Origin of the sequence: Serratia sp. G204Y (assembly GCF_051172435.1) — a bacterium.
Lineage (GTDB): Bacteria > Pseudomonadota > Gammaproteobacteria > Enterobacterales > Enterobacteriaceae > Serratia > Serratia sarumanii.
In genome coordinates this window covers 402,870-426,373 of sequence record NZ_JBPIZA010000002.1, presented here as the reverse complement: position 1 = coordinate 426,373, position 23,504 = coordinate 402,870, and the positions used below count along the sequence as shown (strand labels likewise).

Here is a 23,504-nt window from a genome sequence, read left to right as displayed (position 1 = left end):
ATTTAAGACATGGAAATGATGATCCCCGCCCGCCGCTTACCGTTCCGGGAGCCGACATAATGAAAAAAAAGACGCTGTTTACCCTGTTGCTGATGATGGTGGCGATCGCATTGGCGGTCCTGTTCCGCGCGCACAATCAGGATCTGTTACTGCAGGGTGAAGTGGACGCTCCCGAAGTGATCGTCGCTTCCAAGGCGAAAGGCCGGGTGGTTGAACGCCTGATCGAACGTGGCGACGACGTGAAAAGCGGCCAGCTGATTATCCAGCTCGACAGCCCCGAACTGATGGCGCAGCTGCGTTCCGCGCAGGCCACGCGCGACGAGGCCAAGGCGCAGCTCGATCAGTCGCTGCACGGCACCCGTGAAGAGAGCATCCGCAACCTGCGCGCCAACCTGGCGCAGGCCGAAGCGCAGTACCGCAATGCGCAAAACGACTACAACCGCAACCTGAGCGTGGCCGGCAAGGGCTATATCTCGAAGTCCGAGCTGGACGCTTCGCGCCGGGCGCGCGACACCGCCTTCCAGCAGGTGCAGGCGGCCAAGGCCAACCTGGACGAAGGTATCAACGGCGACCGCGTCGAGCTGCGGCAACAATACGCGGCGGCGCTGCGGGCGGCGGAAGAGAACCTGCTGCAGATCCAGGCGCAGAGCGACGATCTGCAGGTGAAAGCGCCGGTGGACGGCGAAGTGGGGCCGATCCCGGCCGAAGTGGGCGAGCTGCTGAACGCCGGTAGCCCGCTGGTGACGCTGATCCGGGTGCCGGACGCCTACTTCGTGTTTAACCTGCGCGAAGACATCCTGGCCCACGTGCGCAAAGGCGACAAGGTCAAGCTGCGGGTGCCGGCGCTGAAGGACAAAATGATCGACACCGAGGTGCGCTACATCGCGCCGCTGGGGGATTACGCCACCAAACGCGCCACCCGCGCCACCGGCGACTTCGACCTGAAAACCTTCGAAGTGCGCCTGTATCCGTCACAGCCGGTGGACGGCCTGCGTCCGGGGATGAGCACCTTATGGCAATGGAAAGAGTAAGGGCCGGCTGGCGCTGCTTCAGTCACGCGTTCGACAAAGAGTGTCGCGTCGCCTTTCGCAGCCCGGTGGTGCACTGGCTGAGCTGGATCTTTCCGCTGATCCTGTTTGGGCTGATCAGCAGCAACTTCTCCGAAGGCACGCTGCTCGATCTGCCGGTCTCGGTGGTGGACAGCGATCACAGCCCGCTGTCCAAGTCGCTGACCCGGCGGCTGGACGCCGGGTCGCACGCCCACGTCGAGGCCTACGGCGGCGGGCTGCCGGAGTCGCTGAGCCGCCTGCGCAGCGCGCAGGATTACGCGTTGCTGTATATCCCGCCGGACTTTGAGGCCAACGCGCTGTCGGGCAAACAGCCTAGCGTGGTGATGTACTACAACGCGCTGTTCTACGGCGCCGGGCTGTACTCCACCCAGGACTTTGGCGGCCTGATGAACGAAATCAACGCCAGCACCCGCAGCATCATCGCCACCGAGATGGGCAAATCGCTGCCGCCCTTGGCGGATGTGACGCTCTCTTACGGCAGCCTGTTCAATGCCAGCGGCAGCTATATCTATTACCAGCAGTTCGCCGCCACCATCCATTTGCTGCAGCTGTTCGCGGTGACCTGCATGATCTACGTGCTGGCGCGCAGCAAATCGCTGCTGCAGGCCAAGCCGTTCAGCCTGGCGCTGCTCGGCAAGCTGGCGCCGTACACGCTGTGTTTCACCACCCTGCTGATGGTGGAGATCGCGGCGCTGGTGGGCATCTTTGACGCCCGCGTCAGCGGCAACCCGCTGTTTATGCTGATGATCGGCCTGTTTTACGTGATGGCAGCGCAGAGCATCGGCCTGCTGCTGTACACCTTTACCGGCAGCACCATCACCGCCTACAGCCTGATCGGTATTTTGGTCAGTATCGCGATGACCTTCTCCGGCATGGCGGTGCCTGAGCTGTCGATGTCGCTGCCGGCGCGCATCATTTCCAACATCGAGCCGCTGACCCACGCGCTGTACGCGATGTTCGACGTGTTCCTGCGGCAGGTGCACGCCAGCGCTATTTTCAGCGTGTGTGCGCTGCTGGCGGTCTACCCGCTGGTGGCCGCGCTGCTGGTGCGTAATCGCCTGCCGGCGCGGCTGGCAAAAGAGGGGAACGCCGGATGAAGCTCTATTGGCAAACCTTCGTTAAGGTGCTGCTCGGCATGCTGGAGCGGCCGGTATGGCTGATGCTGATCCTGTCGCTGTGCATCATGAGCATGGTGTACGCCAACCGCACGGTGTGGGATCTGCCGGTGGGGGTGGTCGATCAGGACCACAGCACCGCCAGCCGCCAGCTGATCCGTCAATTGGACGCCACCTCCAAGATAGCGATCGAAACCTACGACAGCCTGGAGCAGGCGCAGCGCGATCTCAGCTGGCGCAAGCTGTTTGCGGTGATCATCATGCCGGTGGATCTGGAGAAGAAGATCCTCAGCGGGCAGAACATCGTGGTGCCGGTGTACGGCGACGCCACCAACCGCCTGGCCAACGGCCAGATCCAACAGGACGTGGTGGCGGCCTACCAGCAGCTGCTGACGGAGTACAACAACGGGCTGCTGCTGCGCAGCGGCTTCAGCGAACGGCAGGCGCAGATACTGCTGACGCCGATACTGGGGCAAACGCTGGACGTGTTTAACCCCGGCATCAGCTTCGCGGCGATCATCTTTCCCGGCCTGCTGGTGATGCTGTTGCAGCACTCGCTGCTGATCGCCTGTATCCGCGTCAACATCGCCATGAAGAGCATGCCCGGCGGCAAGGCGCCGCTGGCGGCGCACCTCGGCGGGCTGACGGCGCTGCTGCCGATCTGGCTGTTCCTGTCGATCGTGCTGTTCGTGCTGTGGCCGTGGGTATTGGGCTACAGGCAGACGGCGAACATCGCCGAACTGCTGCTGCTGACCTTCCCGTTCCTGCTGGCGGTGCTGGGGCTGGGCAAGCTGGTGACCGAGTGCCTGCGCAGCGTCGAAATGATCTACCTGACGCTGGCGTTCATCACCACGCCGATCTTCTACCTGTCCGGCACCATCTGGCCGCTGCAGTCAATGCCGGCCTGGGTGCGCGCCATCTCCTACAGCATTCCCTCCACCTGGGGCACCAAGGCGATCGCCGGCGTCAACCAGATGGGGCTGTCGCTGAACGAAGTGTGGGGCGACGTGATGATGATGCTGGTGCTCGGCGTGGTCTACACCCTGCTGGGCTTCGGCGTCGGCTTCTTGCGCAACAGCGTGGCGCTGCGCGGGATGTTCAGGAAGCGGCGGGCGTAGGGAACCAATAAAGGCGCCATATTCGGCGCCTTTATTATTTCGTATTATCGATATGTTTAAGGTTGTTTATTTAGCGGGATGTCTATTGTTATTTTGATTTAATTTCTTATATTGACTTTGGTAATTGTCATTGTCGACCGGTTTAGGGAATTAATGGTTGGCGTTAGTTTTATCTATAACGTGTTATTTAAAGGATAATATAAATATGTCAACAATAAGAGAGCTTACTTCTGATGAGATGAAACTGATTGGCGGTTGTGGTGATGGAAATAACGGCGGCGATCGTGACAGGCCAAGCAGAGGTGCACCAAACTCCTGTGCCAATCAGGTTGGAATGGGTATCATCATTGGCGCATTTACCGGTTTTTCAGGTGGCCCGCCAGGGATGATAGGTATGGCGGTTGCCGGTGGCTTGATGGGGGCGGTCTCTTGCGCCGATAACAGCCCCGCAGGGAATAATAAGAATAACGGTGGTGCCTTGGGTGGCAATAAAAACGCCAATAGCGTTAATGGGCAGTGTCGATGGTGATGAGAACATCGCTTTTACCGTTTCAACAATAGAGGGTGGGTTATGGCCAATAGACGTATTTTAGACCCGCTTTGTAATATGATGGCACTAACGTTGAGCATGTTACTTGTCTCGTTTTCCTCGCTAAGTATTATTTCATACGGAGAACATTTGGTAGATGCGGTCATCGCGGTTTTTACTTATTTTGGTATCAGAAGCTGCTGCCTGATGTGTGTAAGTTTATTCCATTGGTTCCACGGCGGAAATAACCGTATTCATCTTGATAAATAAACAATGCCGGCGACAGTGCGCCGCCGGCGCTTACCTCGCTAAGACACCAACTCCAATCCCGCCACGCGGCGCCAGTAGCCGTTGCAGTCGGCGTGATCGGTCAAGGCCAGCGGCTTTTCGCCGCGTTCGTTGGCGCGGAAGTCATCGATTTGCGCCAGCGTCTCGGCGCCCTGCGGCGACAGCCGCACGATGTCCACCAGCCCCTGCATGCTCGGCAGCTCGTTGCCGAGGTTGTAGCAGTAGCCGCTCATGGTCTGAATGCCGTTGAGCACGAACACCTGTTGTTGCTCCTGCGAGCGCATCATGCGGCCCTGCGGATACTTGATGCAGCAGGTTTCGCACTCGTCCTTGCCGCGGTTCTCCGAGCGGGCGGTGAAGCAGCGCGCCGAATAGGCCAGCGGCAGGTGGCCGTAGCTCAGCACCTCCACCTCGAAATCATGGCGGAAGCCCAGCTCGTCGCACTGCGTCAGCAGGTTGGCCAGCCAGTCGCGCGACAGCTCGACCGGCATGCACCAGCGCATCATGCCCTGGCGGCGCAGCAGGCGCAGGGTATAGGCGTTGTAGCAGTTCAGCGCGTGGCCGGCGACGAACGGCAAGCCGCGCTCCGCCGCCATGTTCACCGCGCCCAGATCGTTGGCTTCAAACAGGAACTCGCCGTTCTCCACATAGCGTTTCAGCTCATTCAGCTCGGACGGCGCCTGCAGCAGCGCCAGCGTAGAGATCACCACCTGCTTGCCGCTGCGGGCGATTTCGCGCGCCAACGCCAGCCAATCGCCGACCTTCATCTCGCGCCGCTTGGTGCAGACGCTCTCGCCGAGGTAAATGATGTCGGCGCTGCTCTCTGCCGCCTGCTGATAGAACGCCGCGATGTCGTTTTTCGGCCAGTAGTAGAGCACCGGCCCCAGTGCGTATTTCATGTTTCCTCCGGCTACTGCCATTTGCGGTGATAGGCGCCCAGCGTGGTCTGGGTGCCCTCGGACATCGCGCCCAGCGTCTCCATCCAGGCGGCGTCGGCACGGTAGGCGGCCGGATCGGCCTGGCAGCGATCGAGCGCCTGGCGCCAGACGCGCGCCACCTGGCTGACGTAAGCCGGGCTGCGCTGGCGGCCTTCGATCTTCACCGAGGCGATGTTGGCGGCCAGCAGCTCCGGCAGCAGCTCCAGCGTATTGAGGCTGGTGGGCTCTTCCAGCGCGTGGTAGCGCACGTCGTCCACCAGATAGCGGCCCTTGCACAGCGTCGGGTAGCCGGCGTTTTCATGGTCCTGGTAGCGGTCGATCAGCACGTCGTTCAGGCGCGACTCCATGCCCTGCGGGGTTTGCTGCCAGCGCACGAACCGTGCCGGCGAACAGGCGCCGACGGTGTTCGGCGATTCGCCGGTCAGGTAGGAGGAGAGATAGCAGCGTCCCTCGGCCATGATGCACAGGCTGCCGAAGGCGAACACTTCCAGCGGCACCGGGCTGGTGCGCGCCAGCTGTTTCACCTGATGCATCGACAGCACGCGCGGCAGTACCACCCGGCCCACCTCGAAGTTGCGCTGGTAGAAACGGATCGCCTCCTCGTTGGTGGCGGAGGCCTGCACCGAAACGTGGCGCTCCAGCTGCGGGTAGCGCTGGGCGGCGTATTCCAGCATCGCCAGATCCGCCAGAATCAGCGCGTCGGCGCCCAGCTGGGCTGCCATATCCACCGCGCGCTGCCAGCGGACGTAGCCGTCGGGATGGGCGAAGGTGTTGATGGCGATATGCAGCTTGCGGCCGTGGCGATGCACGTAATCGACCGCTTCCTGCAGCTTTTTCTCGGTGAAGTTGAGGCCGGCGAAGTGGCGCGCGTTGGTATCGTCTTTCAGGCCGATGTAAACGGCGTCGGCGCCGTTATCCACCGCGGCCTTCAGGGCCGGCAGGTTGCCGGCGGGACAAAGCAGCTCCATAGATTTATCCTGGCTTAGCCGTGCACCCGGCCGGGCGCACGCTGTCTTTAAAGGTTGCCGACGGCGGTGTTCCGCCGGCAAACGCGAATCGGGGAGGCCATTTTAGGCAAAGGGGCGCACACAGGTTTTGATTTGGGGCAGCTTATGGCGTATTGATAAACATGGCGGTGAAATGCACTATTTGTTGATATAGACCGCTGAAGCCGCGCGCCAGTGTGGCAAAATAGCGGTAGTCCGTATTGAAAGGAGTGGATGACCGTGTTGGAACAACTACGAGCACGCCTTGTGCGCCAGGGGCCGTCGCTGCTGCGCATCCCGCTGAAATTCACGCCGTTCGCCCTGCAGCGTCAGCTGCTGCAACAGGTGCTGAGCTGGCAGTTCCGCCAGGCGTTGGCGGATGGCGATCTGGAATTTCTCGAATCGCGCTGGCTGAAGATCGAAGTTCGCGATCTGGCGCTACACTGGTTTATGACGGTAGAAAACGACAAACTGGTGGTCAGCCAGCACGCCGAAGCGGACGTCAGCTTCAGCGGCGACGCCAACGATCTGATCCTGATCGCGGCGCGCAAGCAAGATCCGGATACGCTGTTCTTTCAGCGTCGGCTGCAGATTGAAGGGGATACCGAATTGGGCCTGTATGTGAAAAATTTGATGGACGCCATCGAGCTGGAAAGCATGCCTGCGCCGCTGCGCATGGGGCTGTTGCAGTTGGCTGATTTTGTCGAAGCAGGGTTGCAGGAGGGCACGGCGTCGGCTTCCCGTGTGGCGGTATCATGCTGATCCGCGTAGAGATCCCGGTAGACGCGGCGGGCATCGATGCCTTGCTGCGCCGCGCCTTTGGCCGCGACGACGAAGCCGATCTGGTGCAGCAGCTGCGCGAAGATGGCCTGCTGACGCTGGGCGTGGTCGCTACTGACGACGAAGGCGGGGTAGTGGGTTACGCCGCGTTTAGCCCGGTAGACGTGGCCGGCGAAGACCGCCAATGGGTGGCGCTGGCGCCGCTGGCGGTAGATGAAAGCCTGCGCCGCCAGGGGCTGGCTGAAAAGCTGGTTTACGAAGGCTTGGATTCGCTGAACGAATTCAGCTACGCCGCGGTGGTGGTGCTGGGCGATCCGGCCTACTACGGCCGCTTCGGTTTTAAACCGGCCGCCGCCTATGGCCTGAACTGCCGCTGGCCGGACACGGAAAGTGCGTTCCAGGTGTATCCGCTGGCGGAAGACGCCCTGAATGGCGTCAGCGGCGAAGTGGCTTTTTCGGCGCCGTTTAATCGCTTTTAACGACCGGCAATAGATACTCCAACGACAGCGGCGGGTGATTCACCAGCCGCTCTTTTTGTATTTTGCTCAGCTGTTTGACGCGGTATTCCAGCTTCAGCGCCGTTGAGCGATCCCCCACCTGGCAGTGAAATGCCAGCGTCAGTTCCCCTTTTCCGCGCAGCGCCTTGGCGCCTTTGCCGGCTTGATGCTGCGCCAGGCGGCGCGCCACGTCGGTGGTGATGCCGGTATACAGCATGCCGCTCGGTAAACGCAGCATGTAGAGGTGCCAGAGAGTGGGGGAGCTGTCGGTCATCGTACGCCGTTTCGGTGGCCAGGGTCGGCGTATGATGGCATGTTCGCCGTCACAATCCCATCCCCGGCCGCCGCTGCCCTACCGCTTTACCCCTTTTTTCCCGCCAGTTCGAAGCGCGGCGAAACGATGCCGTACAGCGTCCAGCCGAGGAAGGTGGCGATGGCGCCCCACATCATCGCTTCCTCACCGGAGCTGTAGAGCGCGTAGAAGCTGTACAGCGCGCCGATGCCGGCGATGATATTGGCGATGCGCGCCTTGTTGTCCGGCACCTTCGCCACTTTCTGAATAATGACCAGCGCCGCCATCGACAGGATGTAAGGGATGATGTTGGTCACCACCGCCAGGTTCACCAGCACGTTGAACTGCTTGTTCAGCGACGGGCTGATGGTCATCAGCGACAGGCCGCTCTGGATGACGACGATGGTCAGCATGCCTTTAACCGGCGCGTCGGCCTTGCTCAGCTTGGAGAAGATTTTCGGGAAGAAGCCGCTGTCGGCGGAGGATTTGAACACCTGAGCGATGGTGAACTGCCAGCCGAGCAGCGAGCCGACGCAGGACATCACCATCAACGCCATGATGATCTTGCCGACCGTCGGGTTGAACATGTGGGAGAACGCCAGCCCGAACGGGGCGGTAGAGTTGGCCAGATCCATGTTCGGCACGATGCCGGCGATCACGTTGGTTGAAACGATATAGATCACCGCCGCGCTGAGGGTGCCGCCCAGTACGGCGATCGGCACGTTGCGCTCCGGGTTTTCCACCACGTCGGTGTTGGCGCAGGCGGATTCCAGCCCCAGGAACGCCCACAGGGTCATTGAGATGGAGGCGCCGATGGCTTCGAAGGTTGGCACCTGATGCGGGTTCCAGGCGGCGACGTAGGCGCTGCCGCTGAACCAGTACCAGCCGATGACCGAGATGCCCACCACCGGAATGATCACGCCCCAGACGGTGATGCCGCTGATTTTGCCGGTGATGCGCGCGCCGCCGAAGTTGGCGACGGTCGCCAGCCACAGCACGCCGATGGTGGCGATACAGATCCCGAGCGGGCTGAGGGTGGTGTCGAACAGCTCGGTGCCGTAGCCGACGGCGGAAATGGCGATGGCGATGTTGGCGATCAGCAGCGAAACGCCGTAGGTGTAGTTCGCCATAAAGTTGCCCGATTTGCCGAAGGCGTATTCGGCGTAACCACCCATGCCGCCGGATTTACGGCTGAACATGCCGCATTTGGCGAAGGCGTAGGCCAGCGCCATCGAGCCGACGGCGGTCACCAGCCAGGAAACGATCGAAATCGTGCCCACTTCGGCTAGCTTGGTCGGCAGCATAATTATGCCGGAACCCATCATATTCACGGCGGTCAGGATCGTTAATTGCACGACCCCCATTTTATTATTGGACTTACTCATGATCATTTTCTCTTTTAGGATGCGATCCGGGCGGCGAGAATAATCGCCGCCCCGTAAGGTGATTAATTTTTCATGACGTAGCCGTAAGCGCGGTTCCAGCCGTCCTCATCCTGTTGGATATAAACGCCCTGCAATTCCGGCGCGAACCCCGGCAATAAATTGATGCCTTCTTCCAGTGCCAGGAAATAACGCTGCGCGGCACCGCCCCAAATTTCACCGGGCACCACGCACAGCACGCCCGGCGGGTAAGGCAGGGCGCCTTCGGCGGCGATGCGGCCCTCGGCTTTAGCCAGCGAGACCAATTCCACATTGCCGCGCACGAACTCGGTATTGGCGTCCTGCGGATTCATCACCACGCGCGGGAAATAACTTTTGCGGAACATCTCTTTTTGCAGTTCTTTAACGTCGTAGCTGACGTAAAGGTCGTGCATTTCCTGGCACAGCTGGCGGATGGTGTAGTTTTTGTAGCGCTGCTGGTGGTTTTTATAGACCGCAGGCAGCACCTCGCTGAGCAGGGAGTTTTGCTCGATGTGCTGCTCGAAGCGGGCGATCAGGGCCACCAGATGCTGCATCTTGGCGATGTCTTCCGCCGGCGTCAGCAGGAACAGGATCGAGTTGAGATCGCATTTTTCCGGCACGATGCCGTTTTCACGCAGGTAGTTGGCCAGAATGGTCGCCGGGATGCCGAACTCGCTGTAGCTGCCGGTGGCGGTATCGATGCCCGGCGTGGTGAGCAGCAGTTTGCACGGATCGACGAAGTACTGCGATTCGGCATAGCCCTCAAAGGCGTGCCATTTCTCGCCGGGCACGAAGTTGAAGAAGCGCAGATCGTTGGCCATCGCCGCGGTGTCATAGGCCTGCCACGGCTTGCCGTCGATCTGATCCGGCACGAACGGTTTGATCATCGTACAGGTATCCAGCAGCATTTTGCGCGCTTCGATCCCCACGCGCACGCACTCCTGCCACAGGCGCTGGCCGCTTTTGCCCTCGTGCATCTTGGCGTTGACGTCCAGCGCGGCGAACAGCGGGTAGAACGGGCTGGTAGAGGCGTGCAGCATGAAGGCGTTGTTGAAGCGCTTGTGGTTGCAGTAGCGGCTCTGCCCCTTGATGTGCTTGTCTTTTTTGTGGATCTGCGAGGTTTGTGAGAAGCCGGCCTGCTGTTTGTGCACCGACTGGGTGACGATGATGCCGGGATCGTTCTCGTTCAGCTCCAGCAGCAGCGGCGAGCAGTCTTTCATCATCGGAATGAACTGCTCATAGCCCACCCAGGCGGAGTCGAACAGGATGTAGTCGCACAGGTGGCCAATCTTGTCGACCACCTGGCGGGCGTTGTAGATGGTGCCGTCGTAGGTGCCGAGCTGGATGATCGCCAGGCGGAACGGGCGGGCTTCGTTGGCGCGTTCCGGCGCCACTTCGCGGATCTGTTGGCGCAGGTAGCGTTCGTCGAAGCAGTGCGCGTCGATGCCGCCGATAAAGCCGAACGGGTTGCGGGCGGTCTCCAGATAAACCGGCGTGGCGCCGGCCTGGATCAGCGCGCCGTGGTGGTTGGATTTATGGTTGTTGCGGTCGAACAGCACCAGGTCGCCACGCGTCAGCAGGGCGTTGGTCGCCACCTTGTTCGAGGCCGAGGTGCCGTTGAGCACGAAGTAGGTCTTGTCGGCGTTGAACACCTTGGCGGCGTGCTGCTGCGCGGCGCAAGGCGCGCCTTCGTGGATCAACAGGTCGCCCAGTTTGACGTCGGCGTTGCACATGTCGGAGCGGAAAAGCGTTTCGCCGTAGAAGTCGAAGAACTGGCGGCCCGCCGGATGTTTACGGAAGAACTCGCCGCCCTGGTGGCCTGGGCAGGCGAAGGTGGCGTTGCCCATTTCCACGTACTGCGTCAGCGTATTGAAGAACGGCGGCAGCAGCTCGCTCTCATATTTGGCGGCGGCGGCCTCCAGCTGTTTGCCGTAGAACTGGGTATTCTTGCCGCACAGTTCAAACACGCCGTGCAGCGCCGGCAATACGGCGTTATCCAGCTCTTCTTCGCAGCAGACGGCGACGAACAGCGGAATGTTGAGGCCGTGCTCTTCGATGCGCGCCACCATGCCGTGCGTGACGTCGTCTACCGACAGCACGATGGCGGCGACATCATTGAAATCGCTGTGATGCACATCGACGATGTCGCGTTCAGTTTCAAAGCAGCCGAGGGTTTGGGTGTTGGCGGCAATTTTTAATTTTTTCATTTTTCTCATTCTTCAGGCAAAGGCAGTCCGTCGGCAAATAATTCCATTTGCCGCTAACGCCTTCACGAAAATAAAGGTGTGCGAGAACCCAGCGATGCCGAAAGGCATTAACTGTGTTCGTTGTTTTATTTAGCTTGGATGCGCTTGGCCGAAATTAAGAATGAATTGCGTGTCCTTCCCGGTTAGCGAGAAAGCGATATTATCACCGGCGTGCGGAGAATAAATAAAAACGCAATGACACTCTTATCAACAGCGTAAGAGCGAAGGGAGAGGGTTATCTGTAGTTGAAGAATGCGAAGCTAAAGCAGCTGCGATGAGCCATCATCATAATATGGGTTGTGCGCCTGATATGCGCCATTTTGCGGTTATTGTTTTCCATTTTCTAATCCACCTTGCTGAGTGAAAAGATGGCGCTATTTTAACGCAAGGTTGGCTAAAAATCGTGATGAATGTCACATAAATGCCGGTGTTTATAAATAACTATTCATTGATTATGCAATGAGTTGCATAAACAGCGTTCAGGTGGGCCAACGGGCTTGTAAACGAATTGCTAATCGACTCCGGTCGGGTGCGCTAAATTTGCGTATCGTCAGGATGGGAATAAAAGAACCGGTCGAATAAGCGGTTGCATAATGATCAAATAAATCCGTCTTGTATTTTTTATGTTATAAATCTTTTTCGGGCCTAAGTTAATAAAAATGCATTTATTGTGTTTTTATATTCAATTTGGTTTTTTGATGATTATCGTTATTTGTGACTCGCCTCAACAACGCAGGGTAAGATGAAGTGAGTGAACAGGGAGGCGAGTAACCTTGAATACCCCAGAACAACGGCAGCAGATTGCGGATTTCATCGGCAAACAACACGTCTTGACGCTGTGCGCCGGCGACGGCCTCGACATGTGGTGCGCCAACTGTTTTTACGTGTTCGACGCCGCGGCGATGGCGCTGTGGCTGATGACCGAACCGCACACCCGCCACGGCGGGCTGATGCTGAACAACGGCCGGGTGGTCGGCACCATCGCGCCGAAGCCGAAAAGCATCGCGCTGATCCGCGGCGTGCAGTATCGCGCCGAGGCGGTGCTGCTGAGCGGCGAAGAAGCCGAGGCGGCGCGCGCGCGTTACTGCAAGCGCTTCCCGATCGCCAGGGCGATGAAAGCCTCGGTTTGGCGGCTGGATCTGCACGAGGTGAAGATGACCGACAACACCCTCGGCTTCGGCAAGAAGCTGCATTGGGCGCGGTCTATACTTTAAGTTGACGTATTGATTACAACGGGAGATTGCATGGCGCGAGCACTGTTAGTCGGCGCAACCGGGCTGGTGGGGCGCGAGTTGTTGCAGCTGTTGCAAAGCGATCCGCAGATAACGGCCATCGTGGCGCCGACGCGCGCGCCGCTGCCGCCGCACGGCAAGCTGACCAACCCGGTCGGCGATGCGCTGTTCGAACTGCTGAGTAGCCTGCAGCAGCCGGTCGATCTGGTGTTCTGCTGCCTGGGCACCACCCGCCGGGCGGCGGGCAGCGCCGATGCCTTCCGCTACGTCGATTATCAACTGGTGGTGGAGAGCGCGCTGACCGGCCGCCGGTTGGGGGCGCAGCACTGTCTGGTGGTGAGCGCGTTGGGCGCCAACGCGGATTCCACCTTCCTGTATAACCGCACCAAAGGCGAGATGGAGCAGGCGCTGCGCGAACAGCACTGGCCGCGCCTGACGCTGGTGCGGCCTTCCATGCTGGTGGGGGATCGCCCCGCGCCGCGCCTGATGGAGCGCCTCACGCTACCGCTGTTCAGGCTGCTGCCCGGCAAATGGCGCGCCGTTTCCGCCAAAGACGTGGCGCAAACGCTGCTGCAGCAGGCGTTCACGCCGGGCGAAGGGGTCAGGGTGCTGGAGTCGGATCGGCTGCACTGCTACCGAGGCTGACGCTGAGGTGGTCGAACGCCAGCTCCAGCCCGGCGGGCAGTTCGTTGTCCAGCAGCCACAGATCGAGATGATGGCTGATGTGCGTCAGCAGCGTGCGTTTGGGCTGCAGTAACCGCTGCGTCTCCTGCGCGCGGGTCAGATCGTTGTGGTTGCGCGGCGCCTGCGGCTGAGGCGGCAGGCTGCAATCGAGCACCAGCAGATCCAGCGCCACGTTCTGCAGATAGTCGGCGGTGGCCGGCGGCAGGCCGACGGTGTCGGTCAGGTAGGCCAGCGCAGCGCCCGCCGCCTGGATCAGATAGCCGTGGGTCAGTTTGGAGTGTTGCAGTGGCAGCGGGGTGATGCGCATGCCGCCCAGTTCGACGGTGGCGAAGGGCGCCAGCGGCGGCTGAAACGCCAGAATGCCGGGGTGTTTGAACAGATCGTCGCAACCCTGTTCATCCGGCGGGCCATACACAGGAATGGAATTTCCGCACCCCCAACGCAAAGGAAATAACCCCTGAACGTGATCCATGTGGTAATGTGTCAGTAAAAAACGTTGAATTTGCCCCGCCGAAAATCGCCGCTCCAAAGCCGGCAATCCCGCATCCAATAAGGTCGTTTCCCCCTGATAGTTAAGCATGGCGCTGCATGCTCGCCGCCGAAATGCCGGCTCGCGCCGCGCCCGTTGGCAGATCAGGCAGTCGCAGCCGAACACCGGCACCTGCTGCGCGCCGCCGGTGCCGAGAAAGGTCAGTTGCATCGCTCCCCTCCGTTAAAGGTACTTCTGGGCAAAGCGGTTGATGTCGCGAAAATCCGCCAGCCGCGCCTGCAGCGTGGCGTGATCCCAGTGCCACCACTGGCTGCGTTCGATGCGTTCTATCAGCGCGTCGTCAAAGCGCATGCCGATCTTCTTGGCCGCCACGCCGGCGACGATGCTGTAAGGCTCCACGTCCTTGGTGACCACCGCCGCGCTGCCGATCACCGCGCCGTTGCCGACGCTGACGCCCGGCATCAGGATGGCGTTATGGCCGATCCACACGTCGTGGCCGACGGTGACGTGGTGCTCGCGCCGCCAGTCGAAGAACGCCGCGTCGTCTTCCCCCAGCCCGTATTCGGAGGCGCGGTAGGTAAAGTGGTGCTGCGCGATGCGCTGGTAGGTCGGGTGGTTGCCGGGATTGATGCGCGCATAGGAGGCGATGGAGACGAACTTGCCGATGGTGGCGTAAAAGATCTGGTTGTGCCCGGCGGTATAGGAGTAGTCCCCCATCTCCACCTCTTCCAGGATCGCATCGTCGGCCAGATGCACATATTGGCCGAGCCGGGTGCGGTTAAGGGTCACGTTGTCGCCGATTTTCGGCTGGGCAAAGTCGTTCATGGCGTCGCGTCCTGAGCTTGTCGGGTGGCGGTAGGCAGCAGCGCCAGCAGCGCCGCCAGGGTGTCGTCGAGTGGGCCGTCGTTGTGCAGCACCCGGCAGCCGGCGGGCAGACTCTGCTGATATTCCGCCGCCCGCGCCAGCCGCTGCTCGATCTGTTCGGCGCTTTCCCGTCCGCGATCCTGCAGGCGCCGGCGCAGGATCCCGGCGCTGACCTGCAGGCACACCGGCAGCAACTGCGCACCATAGCGCTGCTGCGCATGCGGCAGGTGGGCGCGCGAACCGTTGACCGCCACGTCGATCCCCTGCAGCAGCCAAAGATCCACTTCGATCCCGAACGCGTAGCGCTGCTGGTGGGCCTGCCAGTCGAGTGCGAACAGCCCCTTGGCGCGGCGGCGCAGAAATTCCGGTTCGCTCAGCGCGATGTGATTCTCGCAGCCAGCGTCCGCCGGCCGGGTAATGTAACGGTGCGCCACCAGCGGTGCGCGGTCGGCGTCGGCCCGCAGCGCGGCCAGCAGGCTGTCCTTGCCTGCGCCGGAAGGCCCCATCAGGTAGATGAGCCGCGCCATCAGAACACCTGCCGGCCCTGGCGCCACACGTTCTGCACGTGAACGTGCTCACCGTGCGGCCGCGCCAGCACCAGATCCGCCCGCAATCCTTCGGCGATGGTGCCGCGATCCTGCAGATCCAGCGCCCGCGCCGGGTTGCGGGTGATCATGCGCACCGCCTGGGGCAGATCGTAGGCGTTGCGTTCGTCCGCCGCGAGGCGAAACGCCGCGTCCAGCAGGCTGGCCGGGTAATAATCGGAAGAGAGAATATCCAGCACCCCCAGCGCCGCCAGGTGGTGCGCCGCCACGTTGCCGGAGTGGGAACCGCCGCGCACGATGTTCGGCGCGCCCATCAGCACCTGCAGGCCCTGCTGGTGCGAGGCGCGGGCGGCCGCTTCGGTGGTGGGGAACTCGGCAATGGCGCTGCCCAGCGCGCAGGATTCGGCGACGTGCGCGGCGGTGGCATCGTCATGGCTGGCCAACGAGATGCGGCGCGCGCGGCAGTGGGCGGCGATCGCCTCGCGGTTCGGCGCGGCCCAGCGGGCGGATAGGGCGACCTGCTGCTCCTCGTATTCGCTCATCTGCTGGTCGTTGAGGTGGTATTTGCCCTGATAGTATTCGCGGTATTTTTCGCGCGAGGCGAACTGGCGCTGGCCCGGCGAGTGATCCATCAGCGACACCAGCGACACGCCCGGCTTGTCCATCAGCTGTTCGAACAGCGGCAGCGTGCTCTCGTGCGGTAGCTCGCAGCGCAGGTGCAGCCGGTGTTCGGCGCGGTTCACCCCGGCGCGCTGGCTGTGGATCACCGCGTCGATCATCTTCTGCAGGTTTTCCAGCCGGTGGCCGCCGTCGCGCACGTCGCCGATCGCCACCGCGTCCAGTACCGTGGTGATGCCGTTGGCCACCATCAGCGCGTCGTGGCTGCTCATCGCCGAATGGGCCGGCCAGTCAACGTTCGGGCGCGGGGTAAAGAACTTGTCCAGGTTGTCGGTATGCAGCTCGATCAGCCCCGGCAGCAGCCAGCCGCCGTCGCCGTCCAGCGCCTGCGGCAGCCGGCTCGGGCCGTCGGCGAAGCTGCGGATCACGCCGTCCTGCATCTCCAGCGAGCCTTGCACCACCTGGTCATCCAGCACCAGCTTAACGTTATTGACGATCATCAGAGGGCCTCCAGCGCCTGCGGCGCCTGCATGTCATAAAGCCGGTCGGCGACCTGTTGGCGGACGCCTTCATCGTGAAAAATGCCGACGATCGCCGCGCCGCGCGCCTTGGCGCGTTCGATAAGTTGCACCACCGCCGCGCTGTTGCGGCTGTCGAGCGAGGCGGTCGGTTCGTCCAGCAACAGAATGGGGTAATCGACGATAAAGCCGCGCGCGATGTTCACCCGCTGCTGCTCGCCGCCGGAGAAGGTGGACGGCGCCAGCGGCCACAGGCGCTGCGGCACGTTGAGCGCGGCGAGCAGCGCCTCAGCGCGTTCTCGGCACTCGGCGCGTTCGACGCCCTGTTCCAGCAGCGGCTGCATCACCACCTCCAGCGCGCTGATGCGCGGGATCACCCGCAGGAACTGGCTGACCCAGCCCAGCGTATGGCGGCGCACCGCCAGAATCTGGCGCGCATCGGCGCTGACCATGTCCAGCCAGTCGCCCTGGTGGTTGATCCAGATATGGCCGCTATCCGGCAGGTAGTTGGCGTACAGCGAGCGCAGCAGGGTGGATTTGCCGCTGCCGGAGTGGCCGTGCAGCACCACGCATTCGCCGCTGCCGACCGTCAGGTTGGCGTCGTGCAGCACCGGCAGGCGGGTGCCGTACTGCTGGTGCAGCACAAAGGTTTTACTGAGATGTTCAACTCGAATTTGCATAGTCATCTGTATATCGCCTTGGGTTACGACAGCACCGAAGAAACCAGCAGCTGAGTATAAGGATGGTGCGGATCGTCCAGCACCCGGTCGGTCAGGCCGCTCTCCACCACTTCGCCCTGTTTCATCACCAGCAGGCGGTGGGCCAGCAGCCGCGCCACGCCGAGATCGTGGGTAACGATCACCGCCGCCAGCTGCATTTCCACCACCAGGCTGCGCAGCAGATCGAGCAGGCGCGCCTGCACCGACACGTCCAGCCCGCCGGTCGGCTCATCCATAAACACCAGCTTGGGGTGGGTGACCAGGTTGCGGGCGATCTGCAGCCGCTGCTGCATGCCGCCGGAGAAGGTGGTCGGCAGATCGTCGAGGCGCGACAGCGGGATTTCGACGTCTTCCAGCCACTGGCCGGCCTGGCGGCGAATGTCGCCATAGTGGCGCTGGCCGATGGCCATCAGCCGTTCGCCGATGTTGCCGCCGGCGGAGACCTGCGGCCGCAGGCCGTCGAGCGGGTGCTGGTGCACCACGCCCCAGTCGGTGCGCAGCAGGCAGCGGCGATCGCTCTCCGCCATGGCGTACAGGTCGTGTTCCTGGCCCGCCTGCGGGCGGTAAAGGATCTGCCCGCGCTGCGGCGCCAGCCGCGCCGAGATCGATTTCAGCAGCGTGGTTTTGCCGGAGCCGGATTCGCCGACGATGCCCAGCACTTCGCCGGGGTAGATGTCGAACGACACGTCGCTGAAGCCCTTGCCGGGGGCGTACAGGTGGGTGAGCCGGTTCACCGACAGCAGCGGGGTGGTGCTCAAAGGGGTGAAAGTCATCAGTGCTGCGCCTCTTGCGAAGATTGCGCCAGCTGCTGCCGGCAGTAGTCGGTGTCCGAACAGACGAACATGCGGTTGCCCCGATCGTCGAGCACCACCTCGTCCAGGTAGCTGTGGCGCGAGCCGCACAGCGCGCAGGGTTCGTCCCACTGCTGCACGCTGAACGGATGGTCGTCGAAGTCCAGGCTTTCCACCTTGGTGAACGGCGGCAGGGCGTAGATGCGTTTCTCGCGCCCGGCGCCGAACAGCTGCAGCGCCGGCATCATGTGCATTTTCGGGTTGTCGAATTTCGGGATCGGCGACGGATCCATCACGTAGCGATCGTTGACCTTCACCGGGTAGGCGTAGGTGGTGGCGATATGGCCGTAGCGCGCGATGTCTTCATACAGCTTCACCTGCATCACGCCGTACTCCTCCAGCGCGTGCATCTTGCGGGTCTCGGTTTCGCGCGGTTCGATAAAGCGCAGCGGCTCCGGGATCGGCACCTGATAGATCAGGATCTGGTCTTCGCGCAGCGCCGTTTCCGGAATGCGGTGACGGGTCTGGATCAGCGTGGCCTCCGGCGTGCGTTCGGTGGTTTCCACCCCGGCGACGCGCTGGAAGAAGCGGCGGATCGACACCGCGTTGGTGGTGTCGTCGGCACCCTGGTCGATCACCTTCAGCACGTCGGCGCGGCCGATAACGCTGGCGGTGAGCTGAATGCCGCCGGTGCCCCAGCCGTAGGGCATCGGCATCTCGCGGCCGCCGAACGGCACCTGATAGCCGGGGATCGCCACCGCTTTGAGGATAGCGCGGCGGATCATGCGCTTGGTCTGCTCGTCCAGATAGCCGAGGTTATAGCCGGTCAATACTTCACTCATCGCGGGCCTCCTGGCGCTCGCTGTATTCCTGTCGCAGCCGCTTGAGCAGCTCCAGTTCGGCCTGGAAGTCGACGTAGTGCGGCAGCTTGAGATGGGAGACGAAGCCGGCGGCCTCGACGTTGTCGGCGTGGGCCAGCACGAACTCTTCGTCCTGCGCCGGGCCGGCGACGCCTTCGCCGTAGTCGGGGCTTTGCAATGCGCGATCTACCAGCGCCATCGCCATCGCCTTGCGTTCGGCGCGGCCGAACACCAGCCCGTAACCGCGGGTGAAGTGCGGAGGGTGGTCCTTGGGATCGACGAAGCCGTTGACCATTTCGCACTCGGTTAGCAGGATTTCGCCGATATCGATGGCGAAACCGAGCTCTTCAGGCACGATCTCCACCGAAACGTGGCCGGTGCGGATCTCGCCGGCGAACGGGTGGTTGCGGCCGTAGCCGCGCTGGGTGGCGTAGCCGAGCGCCAGCAGAAAACCTTCGTCGCCGCGCACCAGCTGCTGCAGGCGCGCCGAGCGCGAGCAGGGGTAAACCGGCGGATTGCGGGTGATGTCGTCCGGCGCGCTGCCGTCGTCCTGTTCCTCCCGCGCCAGCTGCTGGCGACACAATAGATCGAACACGTGGCTGCAGTTATCCGGCAGCGGTTCGTCGGCCTGCGGCGCACGCGGCGCCTCGCCTTCCGCCAGCAGCGCGAAGTCCAGCAGCCGGTGGGTGTAGTCGTAGGTTGGCCCCAGCACCTGCCCGCCGGGCAAGTCCTTGTAAACCGCCGAAATGCGCCGCTCCAGCCGCATGTTTTGGCTGGCCAGCGGCTCGCTGACCGCCAGGCGCGGCAGGGTGGTGCGATAGGCGCGCAGCAGGAAGATCGCCTCCACCAGATCGCCGCTGGCCTGTTTGATGGCCAGCGCCGCCAGCTCGCGATCGTAGATGCCGCCTTCGGTCATCACCCGATCCACCGCCAGCCCCAGCTGCTGTTCGATTTGTTCCGCGCCGAGCGCCGGCAGCGCGTCGTCGCCGCGCCGCAGCTGTTCCTGCAGCTGATGGGCGGCCTCAATGGCTTTTTCGCCCCCTTTTACCGCTACGTACATCAGCACACCTCCACGCGGGTGGTCCGCGGGATCGCCAGCAGGCGATCGCCGCAGGTCAGCAAAATATCCAGCCCCAGCGGGAAGCGCTGCGGGCGGTTGACCAAATAATCCAGCAGCGCCGGCGGCAGGCGCGGCGCAATCAGGCGTTGGCTCTCGATACCGGGGCCGGTCAGGCGCAGCGCGGCGCCGTTCTCCAGCTCGCCGAGCTGCACGATGACCGTGGCGCCGAACTCCGGCGAGATTTCAGTGCCGTGCGGCAACGCCTGCAGATCGGCGGCCTGCAGCTGCTCATCGAACAGGGCAAAACAGACCTCCTGCGCCGTGGCGGCCAGCGGCGCGCCGCTGTGAAAACGAATGTTTGTTAGCACTTGCTCACTTTTGAGCGCCGCGCACAGCTGCAGCGGCGTTTCCTGATCGGCCAGCGTCAGCAGCGCGGCGGTGCTGGCGGCGTTCAGCGGCGCCCAGGCCGGGCCGTTCGGCAGCGTCACCCGGTGGCCCGGTTCGCTCAAAGCTTTAAGAATCAAACGGAAAGCGTGCTGCGATTGGTCTATCGGTTGCTCAAAACCGGTCAATAAACTCATGGCTTAATCCCCTCGCACCAGCGTAAAGAAATCCACCCGGCTGGCGGCGATCGCCCGGGCGCGCAGCTGGCGCTGCTCGTGCTGCAGTGCGGCCAGCGGCGCGATCAGCTGTTGTTGCAGGCGTTCGCCGTGTTCCGGCTGTTGCAGCAGCGCATCGGCCAGCGCGCACAGCTCGGCGTGTGCCTTGTCGCGCCCGGCGATATAGCTGTAGCCGTAGCCGCCGTTGTCCAGCTGCACCACCGCGCGGGTGACCGTCATGTCCCCCAGCACGAAGCGGCGGCCGGTGGCGCCCATGCGCCCCTGCAGCTGGGCCAGGCCGATCTCTGGCGCGCGGATGCTGCGGTAACACGGGCTGAGGTTCAGCGCCTGCCAGTGGCTGCGCAGCTGCTCGGGCCGGCTGTGCGCCAGCACCGACATCCAGCGTTGTCTCGACTCTAAGGCTTGCATTCAGTGCTCCATCGTCAGTTCAATCATGTCGGCGCGGGCCAGGCTGACGGAGTATTCCGCCACGTCTTCGCCGCCGCTGCGGACGTTAAGGGTGCGCACGCACAGCAGCGGCGCGTGGGTGGCGATCTCCAGCAGCCGGCTCTCTTTGGCCTGCGCGCGGCGCGCGCTGATGCGCGTCTGGCGGCGGGTCAGCGCCTGCTGGAGGTGCTGTTCGATAAACTGGTGCAGCGAACCGCTGTGGAACTGCTGCAGCGCCGGCCACCAGTCCAGATCGGGCAGATAGTGGTCGATCACGCTCATCGGCACGCCGTTGACCCGGCGCAGGGTGCGCAGGTGGATCACCATTTCGCCTTCTTCACGCGAGAGCGCGCTGGCGATATGCCCATTGCACGGGCGCAAGACGGCGAGTAAGCGCTCACTGGTGGGGTGGCTGCCCTGCTCGAACAGGTTCTGGCTGAAGCGGGTATTGGCGTGCAGCGGGTAGTCGTAAGGCCGCATCAGCACCAGAATGCCGACGCCGTGGCGGCGCTGCAGCCAGCCGCGTTCTACCAGTTGATCCACCGCGCGGCGCAGGGTGTGGCGATTGACCTGGTAACGTTCGGCCAGCTGCTGTTCCGAAGGCAGGTAGTCGCCGCAGCGGTACTGCGTGCGCAGCTCCTGTTCCAGCTGTGCGGCGATCTGCTGATAGCGGGTGGGGTAAGTGGTCGGATGTCTAGATAACTCCATCATAATAAAAACCTCGTCATACCGATGGCTGTGCGATGAAGGCGTAAGCAGTGCGTTTCATCGTGCGTCTACCCTGTGGTTTTCAAGTTGGCATCATGGTGCCGGGCGCAGATGACAATCGCGTTACGCGTCGGTGGCGAACAGATGAACTATTTAGGACAGCCCGGGCGTGCACGGGCGGCGGCGGCGCGCTATGCTGGCGCCACTGTTGACTGACTCTGGCCGCTACCATGCCGCAATCTCTGAACGCCCCTGAACACGCCCCACGCGCCTGGCCGCTGTGGAAACCGATCCTGTTTCTGCTGGTGGTGGCCGTCGGCCTCTACTACGTCAAATGGCAGCCTTACTACGGCAAGGCCTTCGTGGCGGCGGACAGCCACTCGATCGGCAAATCGATCCTGGCCGACGGCGCCGCGAGCCCCTGGCTGGCGGCCTGGCAGTACGCGCTGGTCTATTTCACCGCGGTATGGAAGGCGGCGCTGCTCGGGGTGCTGCTAGGTTCGCTGGTGCAGGTGCTGATCCCGCGCGACTGGCTGGCGCGCACGCTCGGCCACCGGCGTTTTTCCGGCACCGTGCTGGGGGCGCTGATCGCGCTGCCGGGCATGATGTGCACCTGCTGCGCCGCGCCGGTTGCCGCCGGCATGCGCCGCCAGTCGGTGTCCAGCGGCGCCGCGCTGGCCTTTTGGCTCGCCAACCCGGTATTGAACCCGGCGACGCTGGTGTTCATGGGGTTTGTGCTCGGCTGGCCGTTCGCCGCCATCCGCCTGGTGGCGGGCGTGGTGATGGTGCTGGGCATCGCCTGGCTGGTGCAGCGCATGACCGCCAACGACCCGCAGCCCGCCGCGCCGCTACCGCCGGTGATGACGGCGCAGAGCGATGAGCGGCCGTTCCTCGTCCGCTGGGGCAAAGCGCTGTGGGCGCTGTTTTGGTCGACCATCCCGATCTACGTGCTGGCGGTGCTGGCGCTGGGGGCGGCGCGGGTCTGGCTGTTCCCGCACGCCGACGGCGCCGTCGACAATAGCCTGCTGTGGATCATCACGCTGGCGATCGTCGGCTGCCTGTTTGTTATCCCCACCGCGGCGGAGATCCCGATCGTGCAGACCATGATGCTGGCGGGCATGGGCGCCGGCCCGGCGCTGGCGCTGCTGATGACCCTACCTGCGGTCAGCCTGCCTTCGCTGTTGATGCTCAACAAGGCCTTCTCCGCCCGGGCGCTGTGCCTGACGGCGGTGCTGGTGGCGCTGTGCGGCGTACTGACCGGCGTGGTGGGGATGGGGTTGGTGTAACGGATTCGTGACTTGATGCTATCTCAACGGAGGAGATGGAAATGGAACCGCGGAATAAACCTGAAATGGACGTAGAGGCGATGTTGCTGGAACAAGCGTTGCGTGAGAGGGTGGATGCCGCCTTTGAACGTTTAAGAAACGGCACCGCGGTTTACCTCAGCCATTCGGAGGTAGAAAATCGAATGGCTCTATTCAAGGTGAAGATCCGGGAGCGTTATCGATGAGAGTTTTTGACTGCGTTCATCCAGGCCGGGACAGTTAGTATCTACGTATTAGCTAGTAGTTTGCTTTGGGTGAGGAGAGAGTCTAACATTGTGTTGCTTAGACAATGATAATAGGTCACGGTGGACGTCGGTACTCACGAGGTTATCTGGACCGATCTAGCCCCTAAATAACGTAACAGACTTAGAAACCTTCATGGGACTTATCCATCAGCCCCCATACAAAATCAGAGACATGTTAGCCGACGGGACTTATTGTGTGGCCTGATGACTATGGACTCTTACTAAGGGATAGCAACTTCACTAATACAAATATGGTGTTCAATGAAAGGTAGATGAGGTTATCTCTTGAGTTCAAATACGAAACATCTGCCCTTGTGGTTGAACAAGTGGAAAAGCTATTGCTCTCAACGTTGACTTGCTACAAGCTATGAAGCTAGCGCTGTCGTGAATGCAGGATACAAAGAAGGCGATATCGCCAGCATACTAATAAAAATCAGATGATGGCAAGTTGAGCTGATCTTTTTTATGATGAGTAAAAATAAATAATGAAATTTTAAAATTTGTTTTTGATATATAATCCCTACATTTAAAAATGAG

The 23,504-nt window shown here is 62.0% G+C and carries 27 protein-coding genes; 10 read left to right on the top strand and 17 right to left on the bottom strand.

What is annotated here, in order from left to right; all coding sequences use genetic code 11:
• The first annotated feature begins 59 nt into the window (after nucleotides 1-59).
• From ACSBQQ_RS16400 to ACSBQQ_RS16385, 4 genes are all read left to right on the top strand, one after another.
• Nucleotides 60-1,031 (top strand): HlyD family secretion protein, encoded by a 972-nt coding sequence (locus ACSBQQ_RS16400; RefSeq protein WP_033636831.1) that lies wholly within the window; start codon nucleotides 60-62, stop codon nucleotides 1,029-1,031.
• Complete coding sequence (locus ACSBQQ_RS16395) at nucleotides 1,013-2,167, top strand: ABC transporter permease (RefSeq protein WP_060428783.1); 1,155 nt, start codon at nucleotides 1,013-1,015, stop codon at nucleotides 2,165-2,167. Before ACSBQQ_RS16400 ends, ACSBQQ_RS16395 begins: the two co-directional genes overlap by 19 nt.
• A complete protein-coding gene (locus ACSBQQ_RS16390; protein ID WP_033648660.1) occupies nucleotides 2,164-3,303 on the top strand; it encodes an ABC transporter permease in 1,140 nt (379 codons plus the stop codon). Before ACSBQQ_RS16395 ends, ACSBQQ_RS16390 begins: the two co-directional genes overlap by 4 nt.
• Nucleotides 3,304-3,460: 157 nt before the next feature.
• Entirely contained in the window at nucleotides 3,461-3,832 is a 372-nt protein-coding gene (locus ACSBQQ_RS16385; RefSeq protein WP_126171282.1) for a hypothetical protein, read from the top strand.
• Nucleotides 3,833-4,140: 308 nt separating this feature from the next.
• On the opposite strand, the gene ACSBQQ_RS16380 is transcribed toward ACSBQQ_RS16385, so the two are convergent.
• Both ACSBQQ_RS16380 and ubiU read right to left on the bottom strand, forming a co-directional pair.
• Nucleotides 4,141-5,019 (bottom strand): U32 family peptidase, encoded by an 879-nt coding sequence (locus tag ACSBQQ_RS16380; RefSeq protein ID WP_033648658.1) that lies wholly within the window; start codon nucleotides 5,017-5,019, stop codon nucleotides 4,141-4,143.
• Between the two features lie 11 nt (nucleotides 5,020-5,030).
• On the bottom strand, nucleotides 5,031-6,026 hold the full coding sequence (ubiU, locus tag ACSBQQ_RS16375) for a ubiquinone anaerobic biosynthesis protein UbiU (protein WP_033648657.1): 996 nt from the start codon (nucleotides 6,024-6,026) through the stop codon (nucleotides 5,031-5,033).
• A gap of 258 nt (nucleotides 6,027-6,284) precedes the next feature.
• Between ubiU and ubiT the strand changes: the two genes are divergently transcribed.
• Nucleotides 6,285-6,806 carry a ubiquinone anaerobic biosynthesis accessory factor UbiT gene (gene ubiT, locus ACSBQQ_RS16370; protein WP_033633544.1) on the top strand — a complete coding sequence of 174 codons (522 nt, stop codon included), beginning with the start codon at nucleotides 6,285-6,287 and terminating at the stop codon, nucleotides 6,804-6,806.
• Entirely contained in the window at nucleotides 6,800-7,303 is a 504-nt protein-coding gene (locus ACSBQQ_RS16365; protein WP_033648656.1) for a GNAT family N-acetyltransferase, read from the top strand. The genes ubiT and ACSBQQ_RS16365 overlap by 7 nt, the downstream gene beginning before the upstream one ends.
• Here the strand turns inward: ACSBQQ_RS16365 and ACSBQQ_RS16360 are convergent.
• The 4 genes from ACSBQQ_RS16360 to speFL form a co-directional block, all read right to left on the bottom strand.
• Nucleotides 7,290-7,595, bottom strand: a complete 306-nt coding sequence (locus tag ACSBQQ_RS16360) for a GIY-YIG nuclease family protein (protein WP_139286553.1) — start codon at nucleotides 7,593-7,595, stop codon at nucleotides 7,290-7,292. The genes ACSBQQ_RS16365 and ACSBQQ_RS16360 overlap by 14 nt on opposite strands.
• A gap of 86 nt (nucleotides 7,596-7,681) precedes the next feature.
• The gene (gene potE / locus ACSBQQ_RS16355; protein ID WP_033648789.1) at nucleotides 7,682-8,998 is read right to left on the bottom strand and encodes a putrescine-ornithine antiporter; all 1,317 of its coding nucleotides are present in this window, start codon (nucleotides 8,996-8,998) and stop codon (nucleotides 7,682-7,684) included.
• Nucleotides 8,999-9,060: 62 nt separating this feature from the next.
• On the bottom strand, nucleotides 9,061-11,223 hold the full coding sequence (gene speF, locus ACSBQQ_RS16350) for an ornithine decarboxylase SpeF (protein WP_033648654.1): 2,163 nt from the start codon (nucleotides 11,221-11,223) through the stop codon (nucleotides 9,061-9,063).
• Nucleotides 11,224-11,497: 274 nt separating this feature from the next.
• Nucleotides 11,498-11,602, bottom strand: a complete 105-nt coding sequence (gene speFL, locus ACSBQQ_RS16345) for a leader peptide SpeFL (RefSeq protein ID WP_004933443.1) — start codon at nucleotides 11,600-11,602, stop codon at nucleotides 11,498-11,500.
• A 433-nt stretch (nucleotides 11,603-12,035) separates the two neighbouring features.
• Between speFL and ACSBQQ_RS16340 the strand changes: the two genes are divergently transcribed.
• Together ACSBQQ_RS16340 and ACSBQQ_RS16335 are read left to right on the top strand one after the other, a co-directional pair.
• Nucleotides 12,036-12,476: a YhbP family protein gene (locus tag ACSBQQ_RS16340; protein ID WP_033648653.1), complete on the top strand. Its 441-nt coding sequence runs from the start codon at nucleotides 12,036-12,038 to the stop codon at nucleotides 12,474-12,476.
• A 30-nt stretch (nucleotides 12,477-12,506) separates the two neighbouring features.
• Nucleotides 12,507-13,139 (top strand): NAD(P)H-binding protein, encoded by a 633-nt coding sequence (locus ACSBQQ_RS16335; RefSeq protein WP_033648650.1) that lies wholly within the window; start codon nucleotides 12,507-12,509, stop codon nucleotides 13,137-13,139.
• Here the strand turns inward: ACSBQQ_RS16335 and phnP are convergent.
• From phnP to phnF, 11 genes are read right to left on the bottom strand one after another with little or no spacing between them, the layout of a single operon-like run.
• Nucleotides 13,096-13,878: a phosphonate metabolism protein PhnP gene (phnP, locus tag ACSBQQ_RS16330; protein WP_033641671.1), complete on the bottom strand. Its 783-nt coding sequence runs from the start codon at nucleotides 13,876-13,878 to the stop codon at nucleotides 13,096-13,098. The genes ACSBQQ_RS16335 and phnP overlap by 44 nt on opposite strands.
• A 12-nt stretch (nucleotides 13,879-13,890) precedes the next feature.
• Nucleotides 13,891-14,493, bottom strand: a complete 603-nt coding sequence (locus ACSBQQ_RS16325; protein ID WP_015376431.1) for a DapH/DapD/GlmU-related protein — start codon at nucleotides 14,491-14,493, stop codon at nucleotides 13,891-13,893.
• Nucleotides 14,490-15,059 carry a ribose 1,5-bisphosphokinase gene (gene phnN, locus ACSBQQ_RS16320; protein WP_060426499.1) on the bottom strand — a complete coding sequence of 190 codons (570 nt, stop codon included), beginning with the start codon at nucleotides 15,057-15,059 and terminating at the stop codon, nucleotides 14,490-14,492. Before phnN ends, ACSBQQ_RS16325 begins: the two co-directional genes overlap by 4 nt.
• Nucleotides 15,059-16,195 carry an alpha-D-ribose 1-methylphosphonate 5-triphosphate diphosphatase gene (gene phnM, locus ACSBQQ_RS16315; RefSeq protein ID WP_043148231.1) on the bottom strand — a complete coding sequence of 379 codons (1,137 nt, stop codon included), beginning with the start codon at nucleotides 16,193-16,195 and terminating at the stop codon, nucleotides 15,059-15,061. Before phnM ends, phnN begins: the two co-directional genes overlap by 1 nt.
• The gene (phnL, locus tag ACSBQQ_RS16310) at nucleotides 16,195-16,899 is read right to left on the bottom strand and encodes a phosphonate C-P lyase system protein PhnL (RefSeq protein WP_033636844.1); all 705 of its coding nucleotides are present in this window, start codon (nucleotides 16,897-16,899) and stop codon (nucleotides 16,195-16,197) included. The genes phnM and phnL overlap by 1 nt, the downstream gene beginning before the upstream one ends.
• 17 nt (nucleotides 16,900-16,916) lie before the next feature.
• A complete protein-coding gene (gene phnK / locus ACSBQQ_RS16305) occupies nucleotides 16,917-17,705 on the bottom strand; it encodes a phosphonate C-P lyase system protein PhnK (protein WP_060428782.1) in 789 nt (262 codons plus the stop codon).
• The gene (locus tag ACSBQQ_RS16300; RefSeq protein WP_004933420.1) at nucleotides 17,705-18,565 is read right to left on the bottom strand and encodes an alpha-D-ribose 1-methylphosphonate 5-phosphate C-P-lyase PhnJ; all 861 of its coding nucleotides are present in this window, start codon (nucleotides 18,563-18,565) and stop codon (nucleotides 17,705-17,707) included. The genes phnK and ACSBQQ_RS16300 overlap by 1 nt, the downstream gene beginning before the upstream one ends.
• Nucleotides 18,558-19,643, bottom strand: a complete 1,086-nt coding sequence (locus tag ACSBQQ_RS16295; protein WP_060428781.1) for a carbon-phosphorus lyase complex subunit PhnI — start codon at nucleotides 19,641-19,643, stop codon at nucleotides 18,558-18,560. Before ACSBQQ_RS16295 ends, ACSBQQ_RS16300 begins: the two co-directional genes overlap by 8 nt.
• The gene (gene phnH / locus ACSBQQ_RS16290) at nucleotides 19,643-20,224 is read right to left on the bottom strand and encodes a phosphonate C-P lyase system protein PhnH (protein WP_060428780.1); all 582 of its coding nucleotides are present in this window, start codon (nucleotides 20,222-20,224) and stop codon (nucleotides 19,643-19,645) included. The genes ACSBQQ_RS16295 and phnH overlap by 1 nt, the downstream gene beginning before the upstream one ends.
• A 3-nt stretch (nucleotides 20,225-20,227) precedes the next feature.
• Complete coding sequence (phnG, locus tag ACSBQQ_RS16285) at nucleotides 20,228-20,671, bottom strand: phosphonate C-P lyase system protein PhnG (RefSeq protein ID WP_033652776.1); 444 nt, start codon at nucleotides 20,669-20,671, stop codon at nucleotides 20,228-20,230.
• Nucleotides 20,672-21,400, bottom strand: a complete 729-nt coding sequence (gene phnF, locus ACSBQQ_RS16280; RefSeq protein ID WP_060428779.1) for a phosphonate metabolism transcriptional regulator PhnF — start codon at nucleotides 21,398-21,400, stop codon at nucleotides 20,672-20,674.
• 227 nt (nucleotides 21,401-21,627) lie between these two features.
• Between phnF and ACSBQQ_RS16275 the strand changes: the two genes are divergently transcribed.
• Entirely contained in the window at nucleotides 21,628-22,683 is a 1,056-nt protein-coding gene (locus tag ACSBQQ_RS16275) for a permease (RefSeq protein ID WP_060428778.1), read from the top strand.
• A 35-nt stretch (nucleotides 22,684-22,718) separates the two neighbouring features.
• On the top strand, nucleotides 22,719-22,907 hold the full coding sequence (locus tag ACSBQQ_RS16270) for a hypothetical protein (RefSeq protein ID WP_230201442.1): 189 nt from the start codon (nucleotides 22,719-22,721) through the stop codon (nucleotides 22,905-22,907).
• Nucleotides 22,908-23,504: the final 597 nt, after the last annotated feature.